The following is a 23,086-nucleotide window of genomic DNA, read 5'->3' as shown; positions in this document are numbered from 1 at the left end:
AATTACGCTTTCGGCGTGGGGTCCAGAATCTGCTTGACGTCTTTGGTCGAGACTTTCTGGCCGGTTTCGGCGGCCCGGTAGATGGCTTCGATCAGTTGCACGTCGCGCAAACCCATTTCACCCGGCACGGTCGTTTCTTTGTTGTTCAGGATGCAATCCGCAAAAGCGTCCATCTGGCGGGCCTGCTGCGGCACGTTTTCGATGTCCATTTTTCCCTCTTTGGTCTTGCCTTCCAGACCGGAGTAGGCATAAGCGGGCGACAGCTCAAACCAGCTCTGGTCGGTTTCGGCCCGCAGCAGGTTGTATTTGTCGTTGTAGCTGCACCGGCATTCGGCCATTGTCCCGTCGGCAAACTGCAACTGAAAATCCACGCCCTCTTCCACTTCCTTGAATTTCTCCTGATCGGTTACCGGGTGAAATTTGGCCGTCAGGGAAATCGGAATTTCCCCTTTCGTATAAATCGCGCCCTGAAGCGCGTAGATGCCCACATCCGGCAGGGGCCCTCCCCCGCCGAGTTTGCGGTTTAACCGCCAGGGCGTGTCGTTTCCTTGTTTCTGGCCGTTCTGGGCGTAAATTTTCTTGACCGGGCCGTAAACTTTCTGCTGGCCCAGCCGCATCATTTCCAGGTTGTGCGGTTCGAAATGCAGCCGGTAGCCCACCGAGAGTTTCTTTCCGGCGGCTTTGCAGGCGTCGATCATTTTCTGCGCGTCCTCGGCGGAAGTCGCCATCGGTTTTTCGCAAATGACGTGTTTCCCGGCTTTGGCGGCCCGGATTACGTATTCGGCGTGCAGCGAATTGGGCAGCACCACGTATACAATGTCGATGTCCGGGTTGTCGGCAATCTGGTCGAAAGTCTTGTAATTGTAGACGTTCTTATCCGGAATGTTGTATTTTTTCTTCCACGTTTCGGCTTTTTCGGGCGTACCGGTCACAATCCCCGCCAGCCGGCACCACTTGGTTTTTTCCAGCGCCGGAGCCAATTCTCCTTCGCTGTATTTTCCCAGCCCCACCAGCGCAATGCCCAGCTTGCGTCCTCCGGTGCTTTCCGTAGCCGCGGACGCTTCTTTTTCCGACTCCGACGATTTATTCTCCCCATTTCCACAAGCCTGCAACCCCGCAAGTGAAACCATCCCCGGCACCGCCAGCGACACCAATCCAACATGACGCACGAATTTCCGGCGTGAAAAAGGCAACTTTTGCATAACGAAGAAGTGATTAATCCGTAAACTAAAAACCGGATGCCCGCAATCGCGCACCGGTTTTACAACCGCTCCACCGGGGGAATGTTTGCTTAAGTTAGCCAGGAGTTCCGGTTTTCGTCAGAGCACTTGCGCTGAGCGGGCATTTGCTTTTTTTTGATCACCCAGGATAAGTTTCCGGGCGCACGATGATTTTTCTCACGCTGATGAGCCGGTTTAGGGCGTAGATTTGCAAAAACGCAAACCAAGCTTTATTCCGTTTCCACATCATGACCAATCTGGTTCCCATAGTCAGTCCCGAACAGGCCGTGCAGGTCATTCAGTCCGGCAACCGTGTTTTTATTCACAGCGTCGCCCAGACGCCCCACCGGCTGATTGAGGCTATGGTGAACCGGGCCGTCAGCGCCGATCTGCGCAACATCGAAGTGTGTCACATGCACACGGAAGGCCATCTGCCCTATTGCGAAGAACGCTATGCCGCCCAGTTTAACCCCAACGCCTTTTTCATCGGCGCCAACCAGCGCAAGCAGGTCAATTCCGGCATCGCGGATTATGTTCCGATTTTCCTGAGCGAAATTCCACTGCTTTTCCAGCGCAACATTCTGCCGCTGGACGTGGCCCTGATTCAGGTGTCGCCCCCCGATCAACACGGTTTTTGTTCCCTCGGCCCCTCGGTCGATATTTCGCTGAGCGCCGTCAAAACCGCCAAATACGTCATTGCCCAAATCAATCCGAACGTGCCGCGGACGCACGGCGACGGCATCATTCACGTTAAAACCCTGCACGCGGCCATCGAGTGCGACGATCCTTTGTACGAAATGCCGCTGAAAACCGCATCGGCGACGGAGCAGAAAATCGGACGCTACGTTGCGGAACTGGTTGACGATGGCGCCACGCTGCAAATGGGCATCGGCGGCATTCCGAATGCGGTTTTGGCCGAACTGGTTTATCACCAGAAGCTGGGGATTCATACCGAAATGTTTTCCGACGGCGTAATCGATCTGGTGGAGCGGGGCGTCATTACCAACGAAAACAAGAAAGCGATTCCTTACAAACTGGTTTCCTGCTTTGCGATGGGCACCCGGCGGTTGTACGATTTCATCCACGACAATCCGAGCGTGGTGATGAAAGAAGTTACCTACACCAACGACACGGCCATCATCCGGCGCAATCCCAAAGTTACGGCCATCAACAGCGCCATTGAGGTCGATCTGACGGGCCAGGTCTGCGCCGACACCATCGGTACCTACCAGTACTCAGGCGTGGGCGGTCAGATGGATTTTGTGCGCGGAGCCTCGCTTTCGGAGGGGGGCAAACCGATCATTGCGCTGCCGTCGGTCACCAAAAACGGCGATAGCAAGATCGTGCCGTTTCTGAAAGAGGGAGCCGGGGTGACGACTACCCGCGCCCACGTTCACTACATCGTGACGGAATACGGCGTGGCCTACCTGTACGGCAAAAACCTCCGCCAGCGGGCCCGCGCGCTGATCAACATTGCCCACCCCGACCACCGCGAGTCGCTGGAACGGCAGGCCCACGAACGGTTCAAGGTATTTGAGTAAGTTTATCGTCCCGGGTTAGCGATTGATCCGCGCTGGGTTCGTATTTTCGGGTTCGTTCCGTAGCTTCGACGAACGTTCCCGTGCATGAAACCGCTGTTGCTTTTCCATTGTATACTGATTACGCTGCTTTTTGGGGGGAGAAAAACCGCCTTTGCCCAGCAAACCGGCCCGGTTGAAATCCTAATTCTCGGCTTTGACCACCTGTCGCAATTGGCAACCGGACAGCCCCAGGCCGAGGTATTCAGTCCGAAAAAGCAGGCCGAACTGGCGCAGTTGAACGCGGCTTTGAAAAGTTTTGCGCCGGACCAGATTATGGTGGAAGTGGAGCCCCGGGAGCAACCCCGACTGGATAGTTTGTTTCGGCGGTACCGGGCCGGTTCGCTGAAGCTGACCGAGCTCGACGGGGGGCGGAGCGAAACGTATCAGGTCGGTTTTGCCCTGGGCAAAATGCTGAATCATGCGCGGATTTACGGGATCGACCACTACGACGCTACCTCCCAATCCTTGCTGAGCACAGGCGAGAACATCGAACGCTTCCGGGAAGGGTTACAGAAATTACAGAAAACCGCCCGGCCGCTCAAAAAGGCGGTTCAGCAGGACAGTCTGTCGTTGTACGATTACGTGGTGGCCATCAACCGGCCGGAGCTGATTCAGTTGACCCATCGCTTGTTTTACAACCTCCCGGCCCTGATCATCAACGGTGATTTTTCGGAATCCGGCCAGCACAGCGCCGACCGGAGCAAGCTCGACAAAGCCCACATCGGGGCCGAGTTTATCAGCCTTTTCTACAACCGGAACCTGAAGATTTATTCCAATATCCTCACGACGCAGCTCAAAAACCGGGGCCGTAAAGTGCTCGTCATCATGGGCCAGACGCACGTCGGGGTGTTGCAGGATCTGATCAAGGAGAATCCCGATTACACCATCCTGTCTCCCCTCACCTACCTGGAACCGCAGAAATAGCCCGGGCCGGTATTTATGCGCGACGACGTTTGACGTCCGATTATCCATCAAACAGAACCGCCAGCATCCGCCGGAATTCGGCCTGATCCGGTGCCGTAATAGTCACTTCTTCCCCCGAAACCGGGTGCCGGAACTGACTCCGCTGCGCGTGCAGCAGCATCGTTTCCATGCCAAACTCTTCTTTGAAAAGGCGGTTTTGCTTGTTGCAGCCGTGCGGCCGGTCGCCGATGATCGGGTGAAAAACGTGCGCCATGTGTTTCCGGAGCTGGTGCAACCGGCCGGTGGTGGGGGTCAGTTCCACGAGCGAATAGCGCGAGGTGGCGTGGGTGCCAAACGGCAACGGAATTTCGGTGCGCCGGAGGGTTTTCAAGCGGGTAAAAGCTTCCTGAAAAACGCCAACTTTCGCATTTCCCGAGCCCGCCGAGCGTTCGTCAACCCGCAACGGGTAATCAATAGCCAGTTCATCGGGCGTGTAACCGCGCACAATCGCCCGGTAGGTTTTGGCCACTTTTCCGTCGGCAAACTGCTGTTGCAGCAGCGAATTCAGGGCTTCGTTCAGCGCAAACAGCAGCACCCCGCCGGTTTTTCGGTCCAGCCGGTGCACGGGATACACCCGCTGTTCCAACTGATCGCGCAGCAACTGAACGGCAAATTCGCTGGCATCACTGGCGATGATTGATCGGTGAACCAGCAAACCGTGCGGTTTGTTGATGGCGACCAGATCAGGCGCCTGGTAAACAATTTCAAGTGCTTTCGTTGACTGACTGGCCGCAGCCTGCTCCTCGCCCATCACTTTTTCGCCATCAGATTCAGTAATTTCCGGTCCAGTTTCTGGCCGTACCAGTCTTCGTAGTCCACATCGGCACGCTTGGAATTCAGTACCCCGAAGTCTCCGTTGAATTCCCAGAGCGCAAATCCGATGCCGTTGCTCGTCAGAATATCGAGCACATCACCAAACCAGGCCAGAAAAACGTCGTGGGGCGTTTTGTTCCAGGCGCCACATTCTCCGCAGTGCACGCCAACGCCCTGGTTGACCAGCGCAATCCACGGTTTGTAAAACTCTTCCAGCAGGGCGCGGCTCAGGTATTTATCGCCCACCTGCCCCGGCCATTTCGGCAACGGCAGACTTTCCGGATCTTTGTTGGCCCAGGGAGCTTTATAGTGCGAAATAATACCCGGATTGTAGCCCCGGCAGCTTTGGGCAATGTCCAGATCCGTAATTTCGGGAATGACCGTGGACCCGGTATTGTTGCCGTCGGCAATCACCAGATGCTTCGAATTTTCGGTTCGGATGGCTTCCGCAGCCGCTTTCGCCACTTTCCGGTAGACTTCACCCGGCACCGCGCTGCGCTTGGAAAGCTGGTCGTTCATATCCTCCCGCATGCTGGGCTCGTTGACCAGATCGAAGCTGATTTTCTGCGACGATATATTTTTGTAGCGTTTCGCCCAGTAATTCCAGTGAAAATTAAAGGCGTCCTGCGCCTGCTGATCGCGCCAGAGGTTATACGGTTCGTAAAAACCGGCATTGACGCAGTAACCCGGCGCGCGGTGCAGGTTCAGGCTAACGTGCAAACCGTGTTTGTGCGCCATCGCCACCAGGGCATCAATGCGCGCAACGGCCTGTTCATCAATCTGGTACACCTCTTCCGGTGTAATGTTCCGGCTGCGGTCAAATTTCACGTAGGCGGGATACGCCATCGGCAGACGGACGAAATCAAAGCCCCAGTCGCGCATCCATTTGAATTGCTCTTCTTTCGTCGCCGGGCGACTCTGGGCGGGGTTGGGCGAAAAGAAATCCAGCAGATTGAATCCTTTCCATTTCGGCAATTTGTTTTTGGCAGTTGGCGCGGCCGATGACGCCAAAACCGCCGGTCCGGTTGTGCCCACGGCAGCCGCCAGCAAACTGGTATGTTGAATAAAGGTGCGACGTTGCATGAACAGGGGAACTAGTTAGGGTACAAACGTAGTCAAAAACCGCTTTAGTGTGTTTTTTGCGCAATTGATACCGTCAGCATCGCAGTTGGCGCACAAGCTACTTCGATTCGGCCCCGTCGCCCGCCAATATTGCAGCACCGATCGGTCGATCGGTACCAACCAATCCGTAAAACAACAAAAATGAACGCGTTTAAAAGTTTGCTGACCCGGGCCGCCCTGCTGGCGCTGGTGGTTGGCGCCCTGAGCAGTTGCAACAAAGAACCGGTGCCTCCCGGCGAAACCGGCGGTGGCAACGAAGAAATTCCCAATGCCCCGTATACGGCCATCCCCGATGAGCTGGTGGGCACCTGGTATGCCAGCCACAATGCCAATCCGCTGACCGACAACTGGGAGAAAAAGACCTTTCAGGGGGAAGCCGGTTTTCGCGAATTCCGCACCATGATTTTTACGAAAGACGGCCGGAACGCAATTGAATACACCTCGGAAGTGTACAGCAAAAGTGGCGGTGAAGAAACGCAGTACCTTTACAAAATTATGGGAACGCTGGAATACCAGGCGAACCCCGCCCAACTGACGTTTCACGCCCAGTCCGGGGTGATGCGAATTTTCAGCAACAAAACCGCCGGTTATAAAGAGTCGCCCATCACGACGGAAAGCCTGAAATCCTATTACAGCGTGCTGCGGAATCCGCAGGGTACCACCTTCCCCACCGAAACAAACCACCTGAAAGCCCAGCGGTTTGACGGCGGCAACCAGTACTCGGTGGCGTATACCAAAGTGGGTAACAGCCTTCCGACCCCGCCGGGCGGGGATGGCAGCTACGCAAAACCGCCGACTTCCGGAACGTATGTCCAGATCGGAAAACAGTACTATCCGACGGTGACGATTGGCCGTCAGGAGTGGATGGCGGTCAACTACGACGGCGGCACGGGCGGCCTGAAACACCCGACAAAACCGCAGTATGGCACGTTTTATAAATACGCGGATTTGCCCACGGTGATTCGGATTCCGGCGGGCTGGCGGTTGCCGTCCAGACAGGATTTCGTAAAACTCCTGGAATCGCAGGGCCTGGCGCTGAATGAATGGGGTTCGACCGACGGCGAGGATCTGGCCTCGAAGAAAAAACTAGGCCAGCTCATGGCGACCACCGGCTGGAAAAAACAGGATGGCTACGCAACCAACAAATCCGGCTTCAACGCCCTGCCCGGCAACTTGCAGGTAACCAACGGCAATCCCAACGGCGAAGGCACCAACTGCCTGCTATGGACCTCGGAACTCAATCAGGAAGAGATCCCCATTGCCTTCGAAATCATCCAGTTGCCGAGCGATACCTACGCCAAATTCGGCGCTTACCCGGTCGGCTACAACCCGCCCTACCTTCCGATTCGCCTGGTACGGGATAAGGAGTAGCGGCAGGCGGTTTTCGGTATACGGTTTTCAGTTTACGGTAGGCCGTAGTTGCAATTTGGGGTAGCGGAGGTGTTGGTTTTAAAATATCAAATAACGAATGTCGAATATCGAATGTTGAAATGGTTTACGGTTTTCGCCTTCCAACGCCTTCAATATTCAATATTCGACATTCGTTATTCGAAGTTTAAATTAGCCCAGTAAACCGTAACGACTGCCTACCGAAAACTGAAAACCGAATACCGAAAACCGTATACCGTAAGCTTTACTCCGGATTATGCCCCCAGTTTTTAAGGGAATATTCCCAATTGCTGCCTTTTACCTCACTCGGACGCTGGGCCCGGTGGCGCTTGATATAGCCCACCACTTTACGCATGTGGTCAAAATCCGGTTCGGTCAGGTCGGCGCGTTTTTTCTGCTTGATTTTGATGATTTTTTCACCGGATTTGTGCCCCACCGATTCGCCATCGCCACTGTCCCAGCCCACGGATTTCGACTCGTCGGTTTCTAACCACTTTTCCAGTTCCGATGGCGTCATATTCACCAGATCACTGAATTCATCAAGCACCTCTTTTTTTTCTTCCTCGTTCATAACCCATCTGATTAGTTAATCTTTTCTACTTCGCTTGCCAGTTTCAAGACCAGGTCGTCGTCTTCCTGCTCAATGACCAGAGCCGGGTTGTCGTCCGTGCCATTCCGTTTTACCTTCGCACCTTTGATGGTCTTTTCGATTTCTTCCTTGTGCACTTCCACTACCTTGCCCTCAGCGTGACCACTGCCGTATTTCCAGCGTACCGAATCTCCTTTCTTCACCATATCGTTGACTAATTGGTTGAACAGCCGCTTAACCGGGTGTTCGGAGAAAATGTTTTGATGCCTGAACTTCCCCTTGTGAAAACCGCCGGCCAGACCTTTTCTTTCATCCCGTAGCCTAAGACAACCAAACCACTTTCCCCCGGATCGGTTTAATGCAAATGAGGGTACACCGGGCGTGTGCCACCATCCGGAATTGAGTTCATCGAAACTGCTGGGTATCCAGTACGAACTATGTCAACGAAACCATTCAAACTGCCCCTCCGGATCGGAAGCCGGAGTTTCGGCCAAGCCGCCGTGGGAAGACTCGCCGTAGGGCAGTTAGCCGTCGGCGCGTTGGCGCTGGGGGCCTTCGCGGTTGGCGCACTGGCCGTCGGGGCGCTGGCCGTAGGTCAACTGCGTGTGGGGCGCGGCTCCATTCGTAAACTGCACATCGGCGAACTGGAAGTCGATCGCCTGCTGATCCGGAAAACGCAGCCAGCCCCGGAAGAGTCGCCCCGAAAACCGAGCGTTCACTAACCCCAACTGCCCATGAAACCGCAGCCGTTCACCATTCAGATTCCGCAACCCACCCTCGACGATTTGCAGCAGCGGCTGGCCGCAACCCGCTGGCCCGACGAAGTTGCCGACAGCGGCTGGGATTTCGGCACCAACGAAGCGTATCTGAAAGAACTGGTGGCCTATTGGCAGGCCCAATTCGACTGGCGGCAACAGGAAGCAGCGCTCAACCGGTTTGCCCATTTCCGCACCGAAATCGACGGGTACGGCCTGCACTTTATCCACGAACGCGGGCAAGGCGAACGGCCACTTCCGCTGCTGCTTTCCCACGGCTGGCCGGATTCGTTTTACCGGTTTTACAAACTGATTCCGCTGCTCACCGACCCCGAATCGCACGGCGGACGCGCCGAAGATGCTTTCGACGTGGTGGTGCCCAGCCTGCCCGGCTTCGGTTTTTCGGACCGCATTACCCAAAAAGGCGCCGACGCCCCCTGGACGGCGGGCGTGTTGCACCAGCTCATGACGAAGGTGCTGGGCTACCACCGGTTTGCCGCCCACGGTGGCGATGTGGGCAGCGGAATCACGGAAGCACTGGCGATGGGCCATCCGGATTCGCTGGTCGGCATTCATTTGACCGACATTCCGTACTGGCACATTTTTGCCACGCAACCCGACGAGTTGTCGAAACCCGAACAGAAATTTCTCGAAACCGGCCAGCAATGGCAGATGACCGAAGGGGCTTACGCGCTGATTCAGGCCACCAAGCCGCAGACGCTGGCCTACGGTCTGAACGACTCGCCAGCGGGGCTGGCGGCCTGGATTCTGGAAAAATTCCGGACGTGGAGCGACTGCGACGGCAACCCGGAAAACCGCTTTACGAAAGATGAATTGCTGACTAATATTTTCCTGTACTGGGCCACCGAAACCGTTCGATCGTCGTTTACGCCCTATTTTGGAACGGGAGCGGCTGGTCCGCCCAAAGATTTTAAAAAAATAGAGGTGCCAACGGGAGCCGCCATTTTCCCGAAAGACATTGTTCCGGCACCCCGCGAATTTGCCGAGCGGTTTTATACCATCGCGCGCTGGACCGAAATGCCGAAAGGCGGCCATTTTTCCGCCCTCGAAGAACCCGAACTCCTTGCCGACGAAATCCGCGCCTTTTTCCGCCCGCTTCGGGAAAAATTCACTTCATAACTCCGACTTACTCAACGCTATGAAAGCTGCCATTATTCAACAGTACGGCGACACGCACGAACTGCACATTCAGGAAGTTCCAAAACCCGCCTTTGATTCGATTGACAACCCCCACCAGGTGCTGATCCGCGTCCACGCGGCCGGCATTAACCCGATGGACACCAAAGTGCGGGACGGTTCCATGAAACTGATCCTGTCCAACGAATTCCCCAAGATTCTGGGGGGCGAATGCGCGGGCGTGGTCGAAGCCGTTGGCCTGATGGTCAAGGACGTGCAGCCCGGCGACCGGGTCGTGGCATCGCTCGGACCCGAAGGGGGCGGATATGCCGAATACGCCCTGGCCAAAGACACGAATGTGGTCAAACTTCCCGATGCCATCGGCTTCGCGCAGGCTGCCGTCATGCCCATTGCGGCCGGAACCGCCTTGCAGGCTTTTCTTAACAAAGGCTATTTAAAACCGGGTGATCGGGTGCTCATCAACGGTGCAACCGGGGGCGTCGGCACGTTTGCCGTTCAGATTGCCAAGATCCTGGAAGGGCATGTGACGGCGGTTTGCAGCACGGAAGGCATTGCCCTGGCCCGCGAACTGGGCGCCGATGTGGTCATTGATTACAACACCGCCGATTTCACCAAAAGCATTGAGCAGTTCGACCTGGTTTTCGACGCCATTGGGGAAAGCTCGTTCGATGCATGCCGGAACATCCTGACGGAAGAAGGCATTTACGTAACCACGCTTCCATCCGCCAAACAGCTGCTGGAGCAGGTGATTACCATTTTCACCAAGAAGAAAGCCGAATCGCTGGTGTTTACGTTTAGCCAGGACGATATGAACTGGTTGCTGAAACAGCTAACCGATGGACACCTGACGCCGGTTATTGCGCGAACCTACCCACTCGGTGAATTGGCCCAGGCTCACGCCGAAAGCGAAGCGGGCCACGTTAAGGGCAAGCTCGTTGTCGAAATTCCATAAGCATACCCGATGATTAATCACACACCATGAAAAAAATCAGTTTCGTACTGCTGTTGCTGACGGGAGTGTCGGCATCCGCACAAACCAAAACCACCCCGACGGCCCCGGCGGTTGTGGCGGCTATCGAAGGCGTGACCAACAAGCATTTTCAACCCGATACAACCTATGCGACGCTGTCGGCGGAAGACGAAAAACTGCTCGCCAAAGAACCCGTGGCCAACTGGGGTTTGCCGCAGGAATCCGACGGGATGACGTATTACAACCTGGTGATCGGCACCCGCTCCTACCAGTTGCTCATCACCAAAGCGCCCAAAGCCGAGTTCTCTACCGCCACGCTCCTGCGCTTCCAGGACCCGAAAGCCAAGCCCGAACCCATCGCCCGCGGACAGCTCAAACCCAAAGAAGCCAAGCCGAAAGGATAAAACCGGAAAGCTCTAAATCGAGCTTTCCGGACGGTCGCAGGACCAATGAAAAAGTTATCGTTCTGTTAAATCAGGCGGTTTTTTGTCGCAGCGGGCGGGAAAATAAGTATCTTTACTGGGTACTCATGATCCAGCCCCGATGACTGACTCCCGCCGAGAATTTCTCCGAAAAGCCGCCCTGCTTGCCGGTGGCACGAGCCTGTTTCAGGTGTTACCCGAATCAATTCAGAAAGCCCTGGCCATTGATCCGCAGCCGGGCAGCACCTTTCTGGATGCCGAGCACGTAGTGATTCTGATGCAGGAAAACCGTTCCTTCGACCATTGCTACGGAACGCTGCAAGGGGTTCGGGGTTTCAACGATCCGCGGGCCATTACGCTGCCGAACAAAAACCCGGTTTGGTTCCAGACCAATGCCGCCGGGGAAACGTTCGCGCCGTTTCGGCTGAATCTGAAAGATACCAAAGCCACCTGGATGAGTTCGCTGCCCCATTCGTGGACCAACCAGGTGGATGCCCGCAACAACGGGAGGTATGATAAATGGCTGGATTCCAAGCGTTCCGGCAACAAGGAGTACGCTAAAATGCCGTTAACTATGGGCTATTACAACCGGGAAGACATCCCGTTTTATTACGCCCTGGCCGACGCCTTTACGGTTTGTGACCAGAACTTTTGCTCGTCGCTGACCGGCACCACCCCCAACCGGCTCTACCTCTGGACCGGCACCATCCGCGAAAAACCGGATCGCTCGGCCAAAGCCAACGTCCGCAACGAAGACGTGGATTACGGTGATGTTGCCCGCTGGACCACCTTTCCCGAACGGCTGGAAGACCACGGCATTTCGTGGAAAATTTACCAGAACGAACTGAGTTTGCCCGTTGGATTCGAGGGCGAACAGGAAGGCTGGCTGGCCAATTTTACGGACAATCCCATCGAATGGTTCGAGCAATACAATGTCGGTTTTTCGGAAGCCTACCAGAAGCATCTGGCCCGGCGCGTTGAAGCCCTGCCGGCTGAAATTCAGGCGTTAACCGATAAAATCAAAACACTCCCCGAAACCGGTACGGAAACCGAGAAGCTGAAAAAAGACCTTGCCCGCCGGGAAGCAGAGCTAAAAACCGGCCGGGAGCACCGCGAGAAATTCAGCCGTGAGACGTTTGAAAAGCTGCCGCAGCGGGCGAAAAATCTGCACGAAAAAGCGTTTACGACCAACAAAAACGATCCGAATTACCACGCACTGACGAAGCTGAAATACTACGACGGCAACACGGAACGGGAAGTCGAAATTCCGAAAGGCGACGTGCTGCACCAGTTCCGGACGGATGTCAAAAACCGCACGCTGCCGACGGTTTCGTGGGTGGTGGCGCCCGAAAATTTCTCCGATCACCCGGGCGCGGCCTGGTACGGCGCCTGGTACATTTCCGAAATGCTCGACATTCTGACGCAGAATCCGGAAGTCTGGAAAAAGACGGTTTTTGTGCTCTGCTACGACGAAAACGACGGGTATTTCGATCACGTTCCGCCGTTCGTGGCCCCGCACCCCGACAAACCCGAAACCGGTTTTACGTCCAAGGGCATCGACACCAGCGTCGAACACGTTTACCTGGACCACGAACTCCAGCGCAAGAGCAGCAACGCCCAGAAAGAAGCCCGCGCCAGCGCGATTGGTCTGGGCTACCGGGTGCCGCTGGTGATTGCCTCGCCCTGGAGCCGCGGGGGTATGGTGTCGTCGGAGGTCTTTGATCATACTTCCGTATTGCAATTTCTGGAAGTGTTTTTAAGCAAGAAAACCGGCAAAAAAATCGAAGAACCCAACATCAGCGCCTGGCGCCGAACGGTTTGCGGGGATCTGACCTCGGTGTTCCGGCCCTACAACGGCGAGAAAATACCGCTGCCGACCTTCGTGGCCAAAAATGAATTTGTCGAGAGTATTCACAAAGCGCAGTTCAAGGAATTGCCGTCGGGTTTCCGGAAACTGACGACCGACGAACTGGAGCAGGCCCGGCGGGGCGCGTCGGTTTCGGCGGTGGTTCCGCGTCAGGAAAAAGGCATCCGGGCCGCCTGCGCAATTCCGTATCAGTTGTACGCCGATGGGAAGCTGAGCGCCGACAAAAAGACGTTCAGCATCACGATGCAGGCTCAAAACGAGGTTTTCGGGGCGAAGGCGGCCGGTTCTCCCTTTACGGTTTACGCGTTGAATAATCATGCGTCGGCCAGCGAAAAACCGGAGCGGAACATGGCCGTTCGGGATTACGCGGTTGTGGCCGGAGATCACCTGAACGATCGCTGGAATCTGGCGGAATTTGAGAAGGAGACCTACCAGTTCCGGGTCAACGGCCCCAACGGGTTTTTCCGTGAGTTCATCGGCAACCCCAACGATCCGCAGCTCGACGTTCAGTGCGAATACCAGCGCAAACCGTCCCAACCCAACGTCCTGACGGGCTTGATCGAGCTGAAAATCAGCAACCTGGACAAATCCAACCCGGTAACACTTGAGGTGAAAGACAACGCCTATAAAACCGCATCCCGCCAGAAAACAATTGCCAAAGGTGGTCAGGGGAGCCTGCTGCTGGACCTCAGCAAGAGTTTTGGCTGGTACGATTTCAGCGTGAAAGTTGCCGGAAATGCGGTTTTTGAAAAACGCTACGCGGGCCGGGTCGAAACCGGAAAAGCGGGCTTTACGGACCCGGCGATGGGTGGCGAACTAGTGTAGGTCCGAACTCAATTCTTAGCCGTAAAACCACCCGGTATGGGGTCCCCATTCAGGCCCGGGGACTCCTTTCTTTATTCAACACCCGTACCAGCAGCGGTAAACTCAGCCCCTGCACGACCAGCGTAATCAGCACGACTACCACTGAAATAAAAATCAGGGTAGACCGTTCCGGAAACGCCCGGCCATCGGTCAGGGTGAGCGGCAGGGCCAGAGCCGACGCCAGCGAAACAATGCCGCGCATACCCGCCCAGCTGATGATCAGAGAATCTTTCCAGTCTATTTTTTCGTCCGAATAAAACCGGAACCGTCGGCGCTCGGGCATCAGATTCCGGCGCGCGATGGCTTTCTCCAGGTTATTGTTGTGCCCAAACACCCACCACATCCGGATGATCAGCATAACGAAACTGATCAGAAAACTATAGCCGATCAGCGGCAGAATGGAATCGCGGTCGATGTTTTTGACCACCTGCGGAAACTGCAGGCCAATGAGAATAAACACCAGTCCATTCAGCAGAAAAATGATCACATCCCAGAAGGCTTTGTTTTGAATCTTCACCGGAGCCGGAAACAATTTGCCGGTGTAGAGCGACAGCGTAATTCCCAGCACCACCACCGCCAGCACCCCCGATACGTGCACTTCCTCGGCCAGCAGGTACGCAATGAAAGGGGCCAGAGCCATCGCGCTGATGGCAATTAGGCTGTTCCCATACACCCGTTTCAGAAAATACGCCAGCACCTTTCCGAACAGAAAACCCACCGCACAACCGCCCAGGACCACAATCAGGAACTGGCCGTAGGCATTCCAGAATTTAAAACCGGCTCCGGCAATGGCCGCTACGGCAAACCGGTAGGCAATCAGGCCCGAAGCGTCATTGACCAGACTCTCGCCTTCCAGAATGGTCAGCGTGCGGTGCGAAAGTCCCAGGCCCTTCGTCACGTTCGTAGCCGCCACGGCATCCGGTGGCGACAGAATGGCGCCCAGCGCAAAACCCAGCGGCCAGCTAATCCCGGGAATCAGGAAATGCGCGATCACGGCAATGGTTGTGGTGGTCATAAAAACCAGGGAGATGGCCAGCGAACTCACCGTCGCCCAGTTGCTTTGCAATTCTTTGAAGGAAATAGTAAACGAGGCATCGTACAGCAACGGTGGCAGAAAAATCAGGAAAACAATTTCCGGATTCAGCGAAATGGCCGGAATTTCCGGGAGATACCCCATTCCAATGCCGGCCATGACCAGCAAAATCGGATACGGTATTTTGATGCGGCTGGCGACGGCTGACAGCACAATCATGATCGCCATGATGAATAAAACAACGCTGTAGTTTTCCACACGTACGGTTTTTACGGGTAAATCGGTTTTCGGTTTTCAGTTTACGGTTTATGCCGGGCAAGCGGTGCGGTTTTCCGCCGGGACTGACGCACTCACTCAACACGCTGAAACGAGCGTCGGGAACGGTACGCCATTGCGGTGCTAAACCCGCCTAGCCCCCGTAAACTGAAAACCGTATAACGAAAACTGGAAACCGTGTACCGCAATTAAACTCCAATGGCCCGCATATACATACGGGCCATTGGCTAACAAGGCAAAGAAACTGGTTTTTTAGGATTTTTTCGCCACCGCGACGGCTTTTTTGACCGGATTTAGCTTTTTCTTGCCCGCGCCCGGCGCTTTGCTTTTGGCCGCTTCCGGATTCTTTTTCGTCATCGTCACCGGGTCCCAGTGCACCACTTTGTTCTCGAAATAACTTTCGTTGCAGGCCAAAACCGGGGCAGCCGCGCGGAACCCAAAAACCGGGTCTTCCACCGTTCCCTGGCTACCGGCCCGCACGTTCGTAAAGAAATCGGCGAAGTGTTTGGCGTGGGCGTCATCGTCCTTCGGCGCTTCAAACTTGACTTCCTTCACGGGTTCGGCGGTGCGGGTGTCTTGCGGATATTTGGCGTCGTATTCCTCCACAAATTTTTTCTGCACGTCTTCCGTGAACGTAAAGAAACTGTCGTAATTGCCGTAACCGGGCGCAATGGGTAGCTTTTTCTTGGTCAGAATCAGGTTGTTTTCCGAGAACTCCACCGTGCCTTCATTCCCGATAATCCGGGTCACGTTGCTGATTTTTCCGGCATTGGCAAAGTTAACCCGCAACACCATCTGAAAGGCTTCATGCTGATCGGTTTTCGGATAATCCATGATGCTCGTCATCACATCCGGCACGTCGCGGTGTTCTTTCCAGTAGGCCAGGTTGCCCGATGAATACACCCGCGTTGGTCCCAGCGTGTTGGTCACAAAATGAACCCCCGTAATCAGGTGAATGAAAAGGTCACCGGCTACGCCCGTGCCGTAGTCTTTGAAATTCCGCCAGCGGAAAAACCGGATCGGGTCGAACGGCCGCTTGGGCGCGTCGCCCAGAAACCGGTCCCAGTCCACGGTCTGGGGGTTGGCATCGGGCGGCACCGAATAATTCCAGGCCCCAATGGCGTTGAACCGGTCGTTGTTCGATTCGATGTAATTGATCTGCCCGATTTCCCCGGCCTCGATCAATCGTTTGGCTTCCTTGAACGACGCGCTGCTGATCCGCTGACTCCCGACCTGCATGGTTTTCCCCGATTTTTTCCAGGCATCAATCACGGCCTTGCCTTCGCTCAGGTGCTGCACCATCGGTTTTTCGCAGTAAACGTGCTTGCCGGCTTTCAGGGCCGCAATGGTGATGTGGTCGTGCCAATGGTCGGGCGTAACCACCAAAACCGCATCGACATCCGGCCGGGCAAGCACTTCGCGGTAGTCGCGGGTCGTGAAAACTTGTTGTCCAAAAGAAGTCCGGGCGTGCTCCAGCCGTCCGGCATAAAGGTCGGCAACGGCCACCAGTTCAACATCCGGATTGCGCAAAGCCGCCTGGGTATCGTAATTTCCCTGAATGCCCATACCAATGGTGGCAATCCGGATTTTGTCGTTGGGGCTGATCTTTTTCAGATCCCTGATAATAGCAAAAGGTTGGGCCACGAAGGGTTTGGCGACGCTCTGGGTAGCCGCCAGCGCCGAAGCCGCTGTCAGTCCCTTGATAAAGTCACGACGATTGGAATTCATCGATTTTTTCGGGTTTTCACTGGATGGAAATAAAAAAGCACATTTGCGATTTGAATATACGCAAATGTGCCGAAAACGGGCTGTCCTCTTCAGGATTTGAGCGGCAGAAAATAATAAAAGGAAAATGGAGAATGATAAACGGAAACGTGTTTCATGATCCAGCACGTTCCATTCAACATTCCCTATTTTCTAGGTATAATTCCCCTTTTACCGGGTATAAAGCGCTCCTTTGGCGATGGTCGATTCGTATTCGCCACTGATGGTTTCCAGAAATTTGCCGGTTACCCAGCCGATGTCCGAATTCCGGATGAATACAAACCGCTTCGGTGCCCCCGGTGTCGAATAGGTTTTGGCGATGGATTCCAGCCACAACGCCCCGGCAATGAGTTGTTTTTCACTGACCTGATCGCGCACCAGGCTGATTTCCTGCTCGGCTTTCGCCCGAATACCGGCGTCGGTAATTTCCTTTACCTCGGGATGCGTCAACTTCTGGTAATCGTCCAGCACCAGCTTCCGAAACCGCTCCACATCGTCCATCGAAATGGCCACCGCCGTCGTGCCGGTTTTTTCGGGATGCAGGTACGTCACCAACGCCCAGGCTACGTCACCGCCCAGGCCCACCGTCCGGCGTTGCTGCAAACCGGTTCCGCCGGTCTTGAAACGCGGAGCCAATTCCGAATCGGCTACGGTTTTTACGACCCGCTGGGCTTCCTTTTTAAACGCTTCCGTGTTCAGCGAACGTTTGTTTTCAATCTGGCTCACCAACGTATTGACCCCCACGGGCAGGTCGATGGGGTGAAACGTTTTGTCGGGATCGAAATACCCGCCAACGGTCACGTCGCTGCCGATGTTCAGCGAGGAAGTGGTGGGCCATACTTTTCGCGGAATCGAGCCCACCGTAAACAACTCGGCTTCGCGGTCGACCGAGAGCGTGGTGTCGATCCGCAGATTCCCGGTCGGCAGCGCTTTCGAGAGCTGATCATACAGCATTTTGCGGGTTGCGGGGGTTTTGGCGAGCCCTTCCTTCATTTCATTGCTGAAAACAATGAAAACCCGTTCGCTCGGAATGTTGTAGCGGCTGATGGAATCCAGACAAACGCGCAGGGCATCCTGTCCGGCTTTCAGCGACTTGGAGGCATCGGCCACAAAACTGACGTTGGGCACCTCAAACCGGGTTTTGATTTCCTTTTCGTAGAAATCGCTTTCGTAACGGGTTTTGAAAATCGCCAGCTTGACATCCGACGCGCCGAACTGAATACCGGCGTACAGATTTTTGCCGGAAATCTCCCGAATCAACTCATTGACTCCCCAGGCGCTGGCGACATACCGCAACTTTTCGTACCGGCTGCGCGCCAGTTTCAGGTAATAGTCCGCATTCTCGGAATTATTATTTTCGTAATAGGCCAGTCCCAGCAACTCGCAGGCTACGGCTTCCCAATACTTGTTATTGCCCCGAACCGCCGGTAAGGCCCGTTCCAGCAAATTAATGGCGTCCTGCGGTTTTTCGAGCGCCCGCAGCGTATTGGCAAGTTTAATGTAGCGAATGGCCTCAACCGTACTGGTCGCTTTTTGCGCCAGCACGGTTTGGACCAACATGATCAGCAGGAACAGAGAAAAAATTCGTTTCATGAGGGGACAGGACAGAGCCGGTTTTTGAACCGGTACCATACATACGAACGATTTCCGGAAAGAGATTTCGGATCAGGGCTGCCGGCCGGAAATTTCCCGTTCAATCCGGGCTGGATGGAATACGAAATAAGCGGAGCGGTTTTGAAATTCTACATCAGAACCCTTCCATTATCAGAAACAGGTCCGTTTGCTTCCACGAAAAACCGCTCAGGATGCCCTACCGAAAATACCCTCTCTTGGCGGGTTTGTACCAGCCGTTGGCAACCCCCGGGTAAAGTTCTCAGTGAGTTGCGGAATGCCTGAAATGGCTACCAATGGCCTTATCGAAGGTAATTTCGTCCCCCAAAAACCGCCCTGGCCTGGTAATAATTCATCGGCAGGGCGGTTTCGCTTCCCAGGTTTTTCAGTTGACCCACCGGATTCTCCCAGCATCTATAATTGCCGGGAACGGTGGCGCTGACGTGCAGGTGGGAGGGTAATAAAACCGGATCGGCCCTCCTATTTTAGTGGCAAAATCATCCAGTTTTTTTTTCCGGCCCGCATCGGCGGCTGATTTTTTCTTTTTACTGGCGGGGAATGCTGGCAAAAAATAAGGTGCTAATAAGGCCCGTTAGACAGACATTTCGGGCAGTGTCGGAATTTTCATCCCAAGACCCAGCTCAACGCCATTACGCCCATCAGGCCCGTCACCGAAACCAGCGTTTCCATCACCGACCAGGTTTTGAGGGTGTCGGCCATCGACAACTGGAAATACTCGCGGAACAGCCAGAAACCGGTATCGTTGACGTGCGAGAACATCATGCTTCCGGCCCCGATGCTCAACACCATCAGGTTGGGTTCGACACCAGTAGCCGCCAGCATTGGGGCGACAAAACCGGCGGTCGTGATGCCCGAAACGGTGGATGAGCCGGTGCAAACCCGGATCAGGGCGGCCATTCCCCAGGCCAGCACGTAGGGATGCAGCGTCGAATCTTCCATCATGCCGGCAATGGATTCACTGACTCCGCCATCGGTCAGCACCTGCTTCAAAGCCCCCGCTCCGCCAAAAATCAGGAATAGCATGGCAACGTCTTTGATGGCTTCCCCGAACAAACCGGTTACCTCCGGCATGGTTTTCCCGCGCCGAAGGCCCAGTGTGTAGGTGGCCGCCAAAACCGACAAAAACATGCCCACGACCGGTTCGCCCGCAAAAACAATCACCTGCTGAACCACCGACCCGTCCGGTAAAAACGGACTTAAAAAGGTGCTCAGGCCAATGAGCAGAATCGGGAGCAGAACGGTCAGGAAACTGGTGAGGGTCGAAGGCATTTGGTCTTCGCGCAGATCGGGGGCGATGAAGGCCGGATTTGCCGGGGTCGTGTAGCGTTTGACGGTCGAGCCAAACAAGGCCCCGGAAATCAGAATGGCCGGAATCGAGACGATGATGCCGTAAAACAGCGTCAGTCCCATATCGGCATTAAATTGTTTCAGAATCGCCAGCGGAGCCGGGTGGGGCGGCAGATACCCCTGGGTCACGGACAGGGACGCAAGCATGGGCAAGCCCAGGTAGAGGGCGGGGAGTTTGTAGCGGTACGAAACCGTAATAACCAGCGGAGCCAGCAACAGAAACCCGACGGAATAAAACAGCGGCAGTCCGACAATAAAACCGGTGACCAGAAAGGCCCAACGGGCGTGCCGGGTACCCACCAAATCCATGAGGTGCGTGGCAATGCGTTGCGCGGCCCCGCTCTGCGCCACCAGCTTGCCCAACATCGCGCCCAGGGCAATGATGGCGGTGATGGAGCCGAGCGTGCCGCCGATGCCTTTCTGAATCGAATCCAGAATGGCCAGGGGGTTCATGCCCAGGGCCAGCCCGACGCCCAGCGAAACCGCCAGAAAAGCCAGGAAGGTGTGCAGTCGGACAAAGGAGATGAGCGCAATGAGGGCAAGAATGCCAAGGATGGTGATGGTCAGGAGCATGACCAAACATAAAAAATATTACGGTTCCACCGAAACCTTCGGGCGAAGAATCCCCTTAAAAGCCGCCCGCTGCGCCTGTAAGACGTGCCGCTGCTGGTGGGCAATTAAAAACCGGAAGGTGTCGCCCACCGAAAGCCGGATGAATCTGGCAATGGAAATAGGGATTCGCAACTGCTGAATGTTTACCCGCCGGGCCCGCTCCAGGAGCTTCAGCAGCTCGTCCTGCTGTTCCAGAAAAACCGCTAAAACCGCTTCGGCATCCAGCGTCGCAGCCGGCGTATGGCTCTTCACCGCTTTCATTTTCAGCGACACCGACCCATCGGCTTTCGGCCGCATCGCATTGGCAAAATAATTTCCCAGCCAGCCGCTGCGAAACCGGGGTAAAGCGGTCCGCTGCTCGTTTTCTCCTTTTTGAATGGCCGCTTCCAGCGCTGGCAGGTAGTAGTGTCCGTAGCTGTTGAGGTGTTCGAGGCACTGCGCAATGCTCCACCGCCCCGGCGCGGGCTGCCGGTTTAGCTCACCGACGGTCAACGGACCAAACTCGCTTTTGGCCGTTTCAATGAGCGATCGCGTGTCGGTCACAAGCTGATCAAGAAGGGTTTTGGTGGCAATGACGGGCATGGCGACGGTCGGTTTTGAACACAAACGTAAGGCGGTTTTTATTGAAAATTCTTGGGCCAGACCAAGATTTCGGTATGCATCACAATTTCACTGACGCGAGTAATTTGCTGAAGGTTGTGGGGTCCAGCCCCAGATACGACGCCAGGTATTTGTGGGGGATCAGTTGCAGAACGTGCGGACTGCGCGTGAGCAACACCCGAAATTTTTCTTCGGCGCTGTAGGTCATCAGTTCAATGTAGCGCTCCATCAGGCCCGACATGGCAGCCGCCGTGCCGATGCGCCCCCAGCGTTCCAGGGCCGGGTAGGTCGCCAGCAACTGGTTGAAATCGCTGAACGAAATCCGAAGTAAGCGGCTGGCCGTCAGGGTTTCGAGGTAATAGCGCGAGGGTTGCTGCAACTGGAACGAGTCGATGATGCCCGACATCGAACCGGCGTAGGAAAAGATCAGCGTGGCATCCCGTTTTTTATCGCCCAGGTAATACGCCCGCTGCACCCCCTCCACGACAAAATACAGGTAGCGTTCCACTTCACCCGCCGAGGTCAGGATGGTTTTGCGTTTGTATTCAACCGGGTGCCAGCAGGCGGCAAAGGCTTCCCAAATGGTTTCATTGAGGTCGGGGCCCTGAAAAACCGCGTGTTTCAGGCGTTCCAGGGCGGTTTCGTGTTCAGTCATTGCCCTGGCCAACCGGATTAACGAGCTGAGTTTGCGGACTTTTCAGCAACGTCAGAATCACCTGAAACCAGCCGTCGGCTTCGCCCACCAATGGTGCGGGCTGATTCAGCAGCCGGTATTTGTGGTCGATGTTCGACAAGCCGACGCCGTTCGACTCGATCCGCAGGTTTTTGCGCTGGAGGTTATTTTCAACAATCAGCAGATCCGGTTCGGTGGTCCGGATGCGGATCGTGAGCGGTTGATCCGGCAAAATAATGTTGTGTTTGACGGCATTTTCGACCAGCAATTGCAGCGTCAGCGGGGGCATCAACGTCTCCCGGACGGGCGGTTTTACCAAAACCTCCAACGCAATACTACTCCCGAAGCGGGTTTGCAGCAGGTGAAAATACGAGCGGATAAACCGGAGTTCATCGCCAAGCGTCACCAGATCGTGTTCGTTGCTGCGCAGCAAATAGCGGTAGACATTGGAAAGTTCATCGACAAATTCGCTGGCCTGACGCGGACTTTCGTCGATCAGCGACGAAAGCGTATTGAGGCCGTTGAACAGAAAATGCGGGTTGACCTGGCTCTGCAAGGCCCGCATCTGCACCTCGGTTTTTTCCTGCTGCATCCGTTGAAGGGCCAGATCGGCCTCCAGGTTTTCGCGGTGGCGCTGTTCGCGTTCGCGTTCCAGGTCGTTCTCAACCACGGCTTTCCGAACGGCTTCCCGCCGGTGCCGGTACGAAATCCCCAGCGAAAAGAAAATCAGGTCCAGCACCACGCCCACCTGCAAAAACAAGTCGGGATGTTTCCAGAACGGCAGCGATAGGCTCAGATCCGGCGAGTGGATCAGCAGGGCGGCCGTGATGGCGTGGTTGATCAGGAGCGAGGCCGTACCAGCCACAAAAAACCGGGCCACCACGTCTTTCGACCGAAAGAATGAGTAAACCACGTAGCCGCCCACTGCCAGCATGGCAATCCGGATGGGTTGCAGCAAAATGGCGTGCAGGTTGGATTGCCAGAAATCCGTAAACAGGTAAATGTACGTCTTGACCGTGCAGTAAAAGACCAGCATCCACTGCACCACCACTACCCAGCGCAAAAACCGGGGGCGCTCCCGCAGATTCAGGAACAGTTTCGCCAGTTCCAGGTAAATAATGTAACCGAGGTAGGACGAGAGTTTATAAAAATTCCCCAGGTTGTAGGGCAACTCGAAGTGATTGATGACAAAATAGAACGCCCAAACCAGCGTGTAAATGGTATAAAGCCCGTAAATCCGCTCGCGGTACATCAACCATTGTATGGAATTGGCCAGAAACATCGCCACCACCATACCCCAGAAAAGTGGAGACAAGTCTTCGTACGTCATCGCAAGGGAATCATCAACCCGGTTTTTGAAGCAAAATTACCCGTAAATGTACAAAAACCGGGCGGAAAGCCCGCCAATCCAACGCGGTAGAAAATACCGCCTGAGGT

At 55.2% G+C, this 23,086-nt stretch carries 20 protein-coding genes; 8 read left to right on the top strand and 12 right to left on the bottom strand.

From position 1 onward, the window contains the following. Positions 1 to 2 precede the first annotated feature (2 nt). Entirely contained in the window at positions 3 to 1,202 is a 1,200-nt protein-coding gene (locus ACYVHX_RS18425; RefSeq protein ID WP_460673144.1) for a Gfo/Idh/MocA family protein, read from the bottom strand. Positions 1,203 to 1,468: 266 nt separating this feature from the next. On the opposite strand from ACYVHX_RS18425, the gene ACYVHX_RS18420 reads away from it, so the two are divergent. Together ACYVHX_RS18420 and ACYVHX_RS18415 are read left to right on the top strand one after the other, a co-directional pair. Continuing rightward, entirely contained in the window at positions 1,469 to 2,761 is a 1,293-nt protein-coding gene (locus ACYVHX_RS18420; RefSeq protein WP_460673143.1) for an acetyl-CoA hydrolase/transferase family protein, read from the top strand. 84 nt (positions 2,762 to 2,845) lie between these two features. Next, the gene (locus ACYVHX_RS18415) at positions 2,846 to 3,724 is read left to right on the top strand and encodes a DUF5694 domain-containing protein (protein ID WP_460673142.1); all 879 of its coding nucleotides are present in this window, start codon (positions 2,846 to 2,848) and stop codon (positions 3,722 to 3,724) included. A gap of 40 nt (positions 3,725 to 3,764) precedes the next feature. On the opposite strand, the gene ACYVHX_RS18410 is transcribed toward ACYVHX_RS18415, so the two are convergent. Next, the gene (locus ACYVHX_RS18410) at positions 3,765 to 4,514 is read right to left on the bottom strand and encodes a pseudouridine synthase (protein ID WP_460673141.1); all 750 of its coding nucleotides are present in this window, start codon (positions 4,512 to 4,514) and stop codon (positions 3,765 to 3,767) included. Then, a complete protein-coding gene (locus tag ACYVHX_RS18405) occupies positions 4,514 to 5,659 on the bottom strand; it encodes a glycoside hydrolase family 5 protein (RefSeq protein WP_460673140.1) in 1,146 nt (381 codons plus the stop codon). The genes ACYVHX_RS18410 and ACYVHX_RS18405 overlap by 1 nt, the downstream gene beginning before the upstream one ends. A gap of 180 nt (positions 5,660 to 5,839) precedes the next feature. Here ACYVHX_RS18405 and ACYVHX_RS18400 point away from each other — a divergent pair, with 180 nt between their 5' ends. Further along, positions 5,840 to 7,069 (top strand): FISUMP domain-containing protein, encoded by a 1,230-nt coding sequence (locus ACYVHX_RS18400; RefSeq protein WP_460673139.1) that lies wholly within the window; start codon positions 5,840 to 5,842, stop codon positions 7,067 to 7,069. A 262-nt stretch (positions 7,070 to 7,331) separates the two neighbouring features. Here the strand turns inward: ACYVHX_RS18400 and ACYVHX_RS18395 are convergent, their stop codons facing one another. Together ACYVHX_RS18395 and ACYVHX_RS18390 are read right to left on the bottom strand one after the other, a co-directional pair. Then, a complete protein-coding gene (locus ACYVHX_RS18395) occupies positions 7,332 to 7,658 on the bottom strand; it encodes a DUF3140 domain-containing protein (protein WP_460673138.1) in 327 nt (108 codons plus the stop codon). Positions 7,659 to 7,669: 11 nt separating this feature from the next. Further along, positions 7,670 to 7,882, bottom strand: a complete 213-nt coding sequence (locus ACYVHX_RS18390) for a hypervirulence associated TUDOR domain-containing protein (protein WP_460673137.1) — start codon at positions 7,880 to 7,882, stop codon at positions 7,670 to 7,672. Between the two features lie 231 nt (positions 7,883 to 8,113). On the opposite strand from ACYVHX_RS18390, the gene ACYVHX_RS18385 reads away from it, so the two are divergent. The 5 genes from ACYVHX_RS18385 (at position 8,114) to ACYVHX_RS18365 (ending at position 13,673) form a co-directional block, all read left to right on the top strand. Then, positions 8,114 to 8,398, top strand: a complete 285-nt coding sequence (locus ACYVHX_RS18385; RefSeq protein WP_460673136.1) for a hypothetical protein — start codon at positions 8,114 to 8,116, stop codon at positions 8,396 to 8,398. Positions 8,399 to 8,410: 12 nt separating this feature from the next. Continuing rightward, positions 8,411 to 9,571 (top strand): epoxide hydrolase family protein, encoded by a 1,161-nt coding sequence (locus tag ACYVHX_RS18380; protein WP_460673135.1) that lies wholly within the window; start codon positions 8,411 to 8,413, stop codon positions 9,569 to 9,571. Positions 9,572 to 9,590: 19 nt separating this feature from the next. Then, positions 9,591 to 10,541 (top strand): NAD(P)-dependent alcohol dehydrogenase, encoded by a 951-nt coding sequence (locus ACYVHX_RS18375; protein ID WP_460673134.1) that lies wholly within the window; start codon positions 9,591 to 9,593, stop codon positions 10,539 to 10,541. A gap of 26 nt (positions 10,542 to 10,567) precedes the next feature. Continuing rightward, positions 10,568 to 10,963, top strand: a complete 396-nt coding sequence (locus tag ACYVHX_RS18370) for a hypothetical protein (protein WP_460673133.1) — start codon at positions 10,568 to 10,570, stop codon at positions 10,961 to 10,963. Between the two features lie 139 nt (positions 10,964 to 11,102). Beyond that, a complete protein-coding gene (locus ACYVHX_RS18365) occupies positions 11,103 to 13,673 on the top strand; it encodes a phosphocholine-specific phospholipase C (protein ID WP_460673132.1) in 2,571 nt (856 codons plus the stop codon). Between the two features lie 49 nt (positions 13,674 to 13,722). Here the strand turns inward: ACYVHX_RS18365 and ACYVHX_RS18360 are convergent, their stop codons facing one another. The 7 genes from ACYVHX_RS18360 to ACYVHX_RS18330 form a co-directional block, all read right to left on the bottom strand. Next, the gene (locus ACYVHX_RS18360; protein ID WP_460673131.1) at positions 13,723 to 15,003 is read right to left on the bottom strand and encodes a Na+/H+ antiporter; all 1,281 of its coding nucleotides are present in this window, start codon (positions 15,001 to 15,003) and stop codon (positions 13,723 to 13,725) included. A 270-nt stretch (positions 15,004 to 15,273) separates the two neighbouring features. Further along, positions 15,274 to 16,749: a Gfo/Idh/MocA family protein gene (locus ACYVHX_RS18355; RefSeq protein WP_460673130.1), complete on the bottom strand. Its 1,476-nt coding sequence runs from the start codon at positions 16,747 to 16,749 to the stop codon at positions 15,274 to 15,276. 207 nt (positions 16,750 to 16,956) lie between these two features. Next, on the bottom strand, positions 16,957 to 18,378 hold the full coding sequence (locus ACYVHX_RS18350; protein ID WP_460673129.1) for a tetratricopeptide repeat protein: 1,422 nt from the start codon (positions 18,376 to 18,378) through the stop codon (positions 16,957 to 16,959). A 642-nt stretch (positions 18,379 to 19,020) separates the two neighbouring features. Then, positions 19,021 to 20,337, bottom strand: coding sequence for a gluconate:H+ symporter (locus tag ACYVHX_RS18345; protein ID WP_460673128.1), 1,317 nt, complete (start codon positions 20,335 to 20,337; stop codon positions 19,021 to 19,023). Between the two features lie 18 nt (positions 20,338 to 20,355). After that, a complete protein-coding gene (locus tag ACYVHX_RS18340; protein WP_460673127.1) occupies positions 20,356 to 20,982 on the bottom strand; it encodes a DinB family protein in 627 nt (208 codons plus the stop codon). Positions 20,983 to 21,037: 55 nt separating this feature from the next. Then, entirely contained in the window at positions 21,038 to 21,631 is a 594-nt protein-coding gene (locus tag ACYVHX_RS18335; RefSeq protein WP_460673126.1) for a Crp/Fnr family transcriptional regulator, read from the bottom strand. Continuing rightward, a complete protein-coding gene (locus ACYVHX_RS18330) occupies positions 21,624 to 22,979 on the bottom strand; it encodes a sensor histidine kinase (RefSeq protein WP_460673125.1) in 1,356 nt (451 codons plus the stop codon). Before ACYVHX_RS18330 ends, ACYVHX_RS18335 begins: the two co-directional genes overlap by 8 nt. Positions 22,980 to 23,086 lie beyond the last annotated feature (107 nt).

Source organism: Larkinella ripae, from assembly GCF_054780775.1.
Note: the sequence above shows the minus strand (reverse complement) of the source record. Positions and strands in the feature narration are given on the sequence as shown.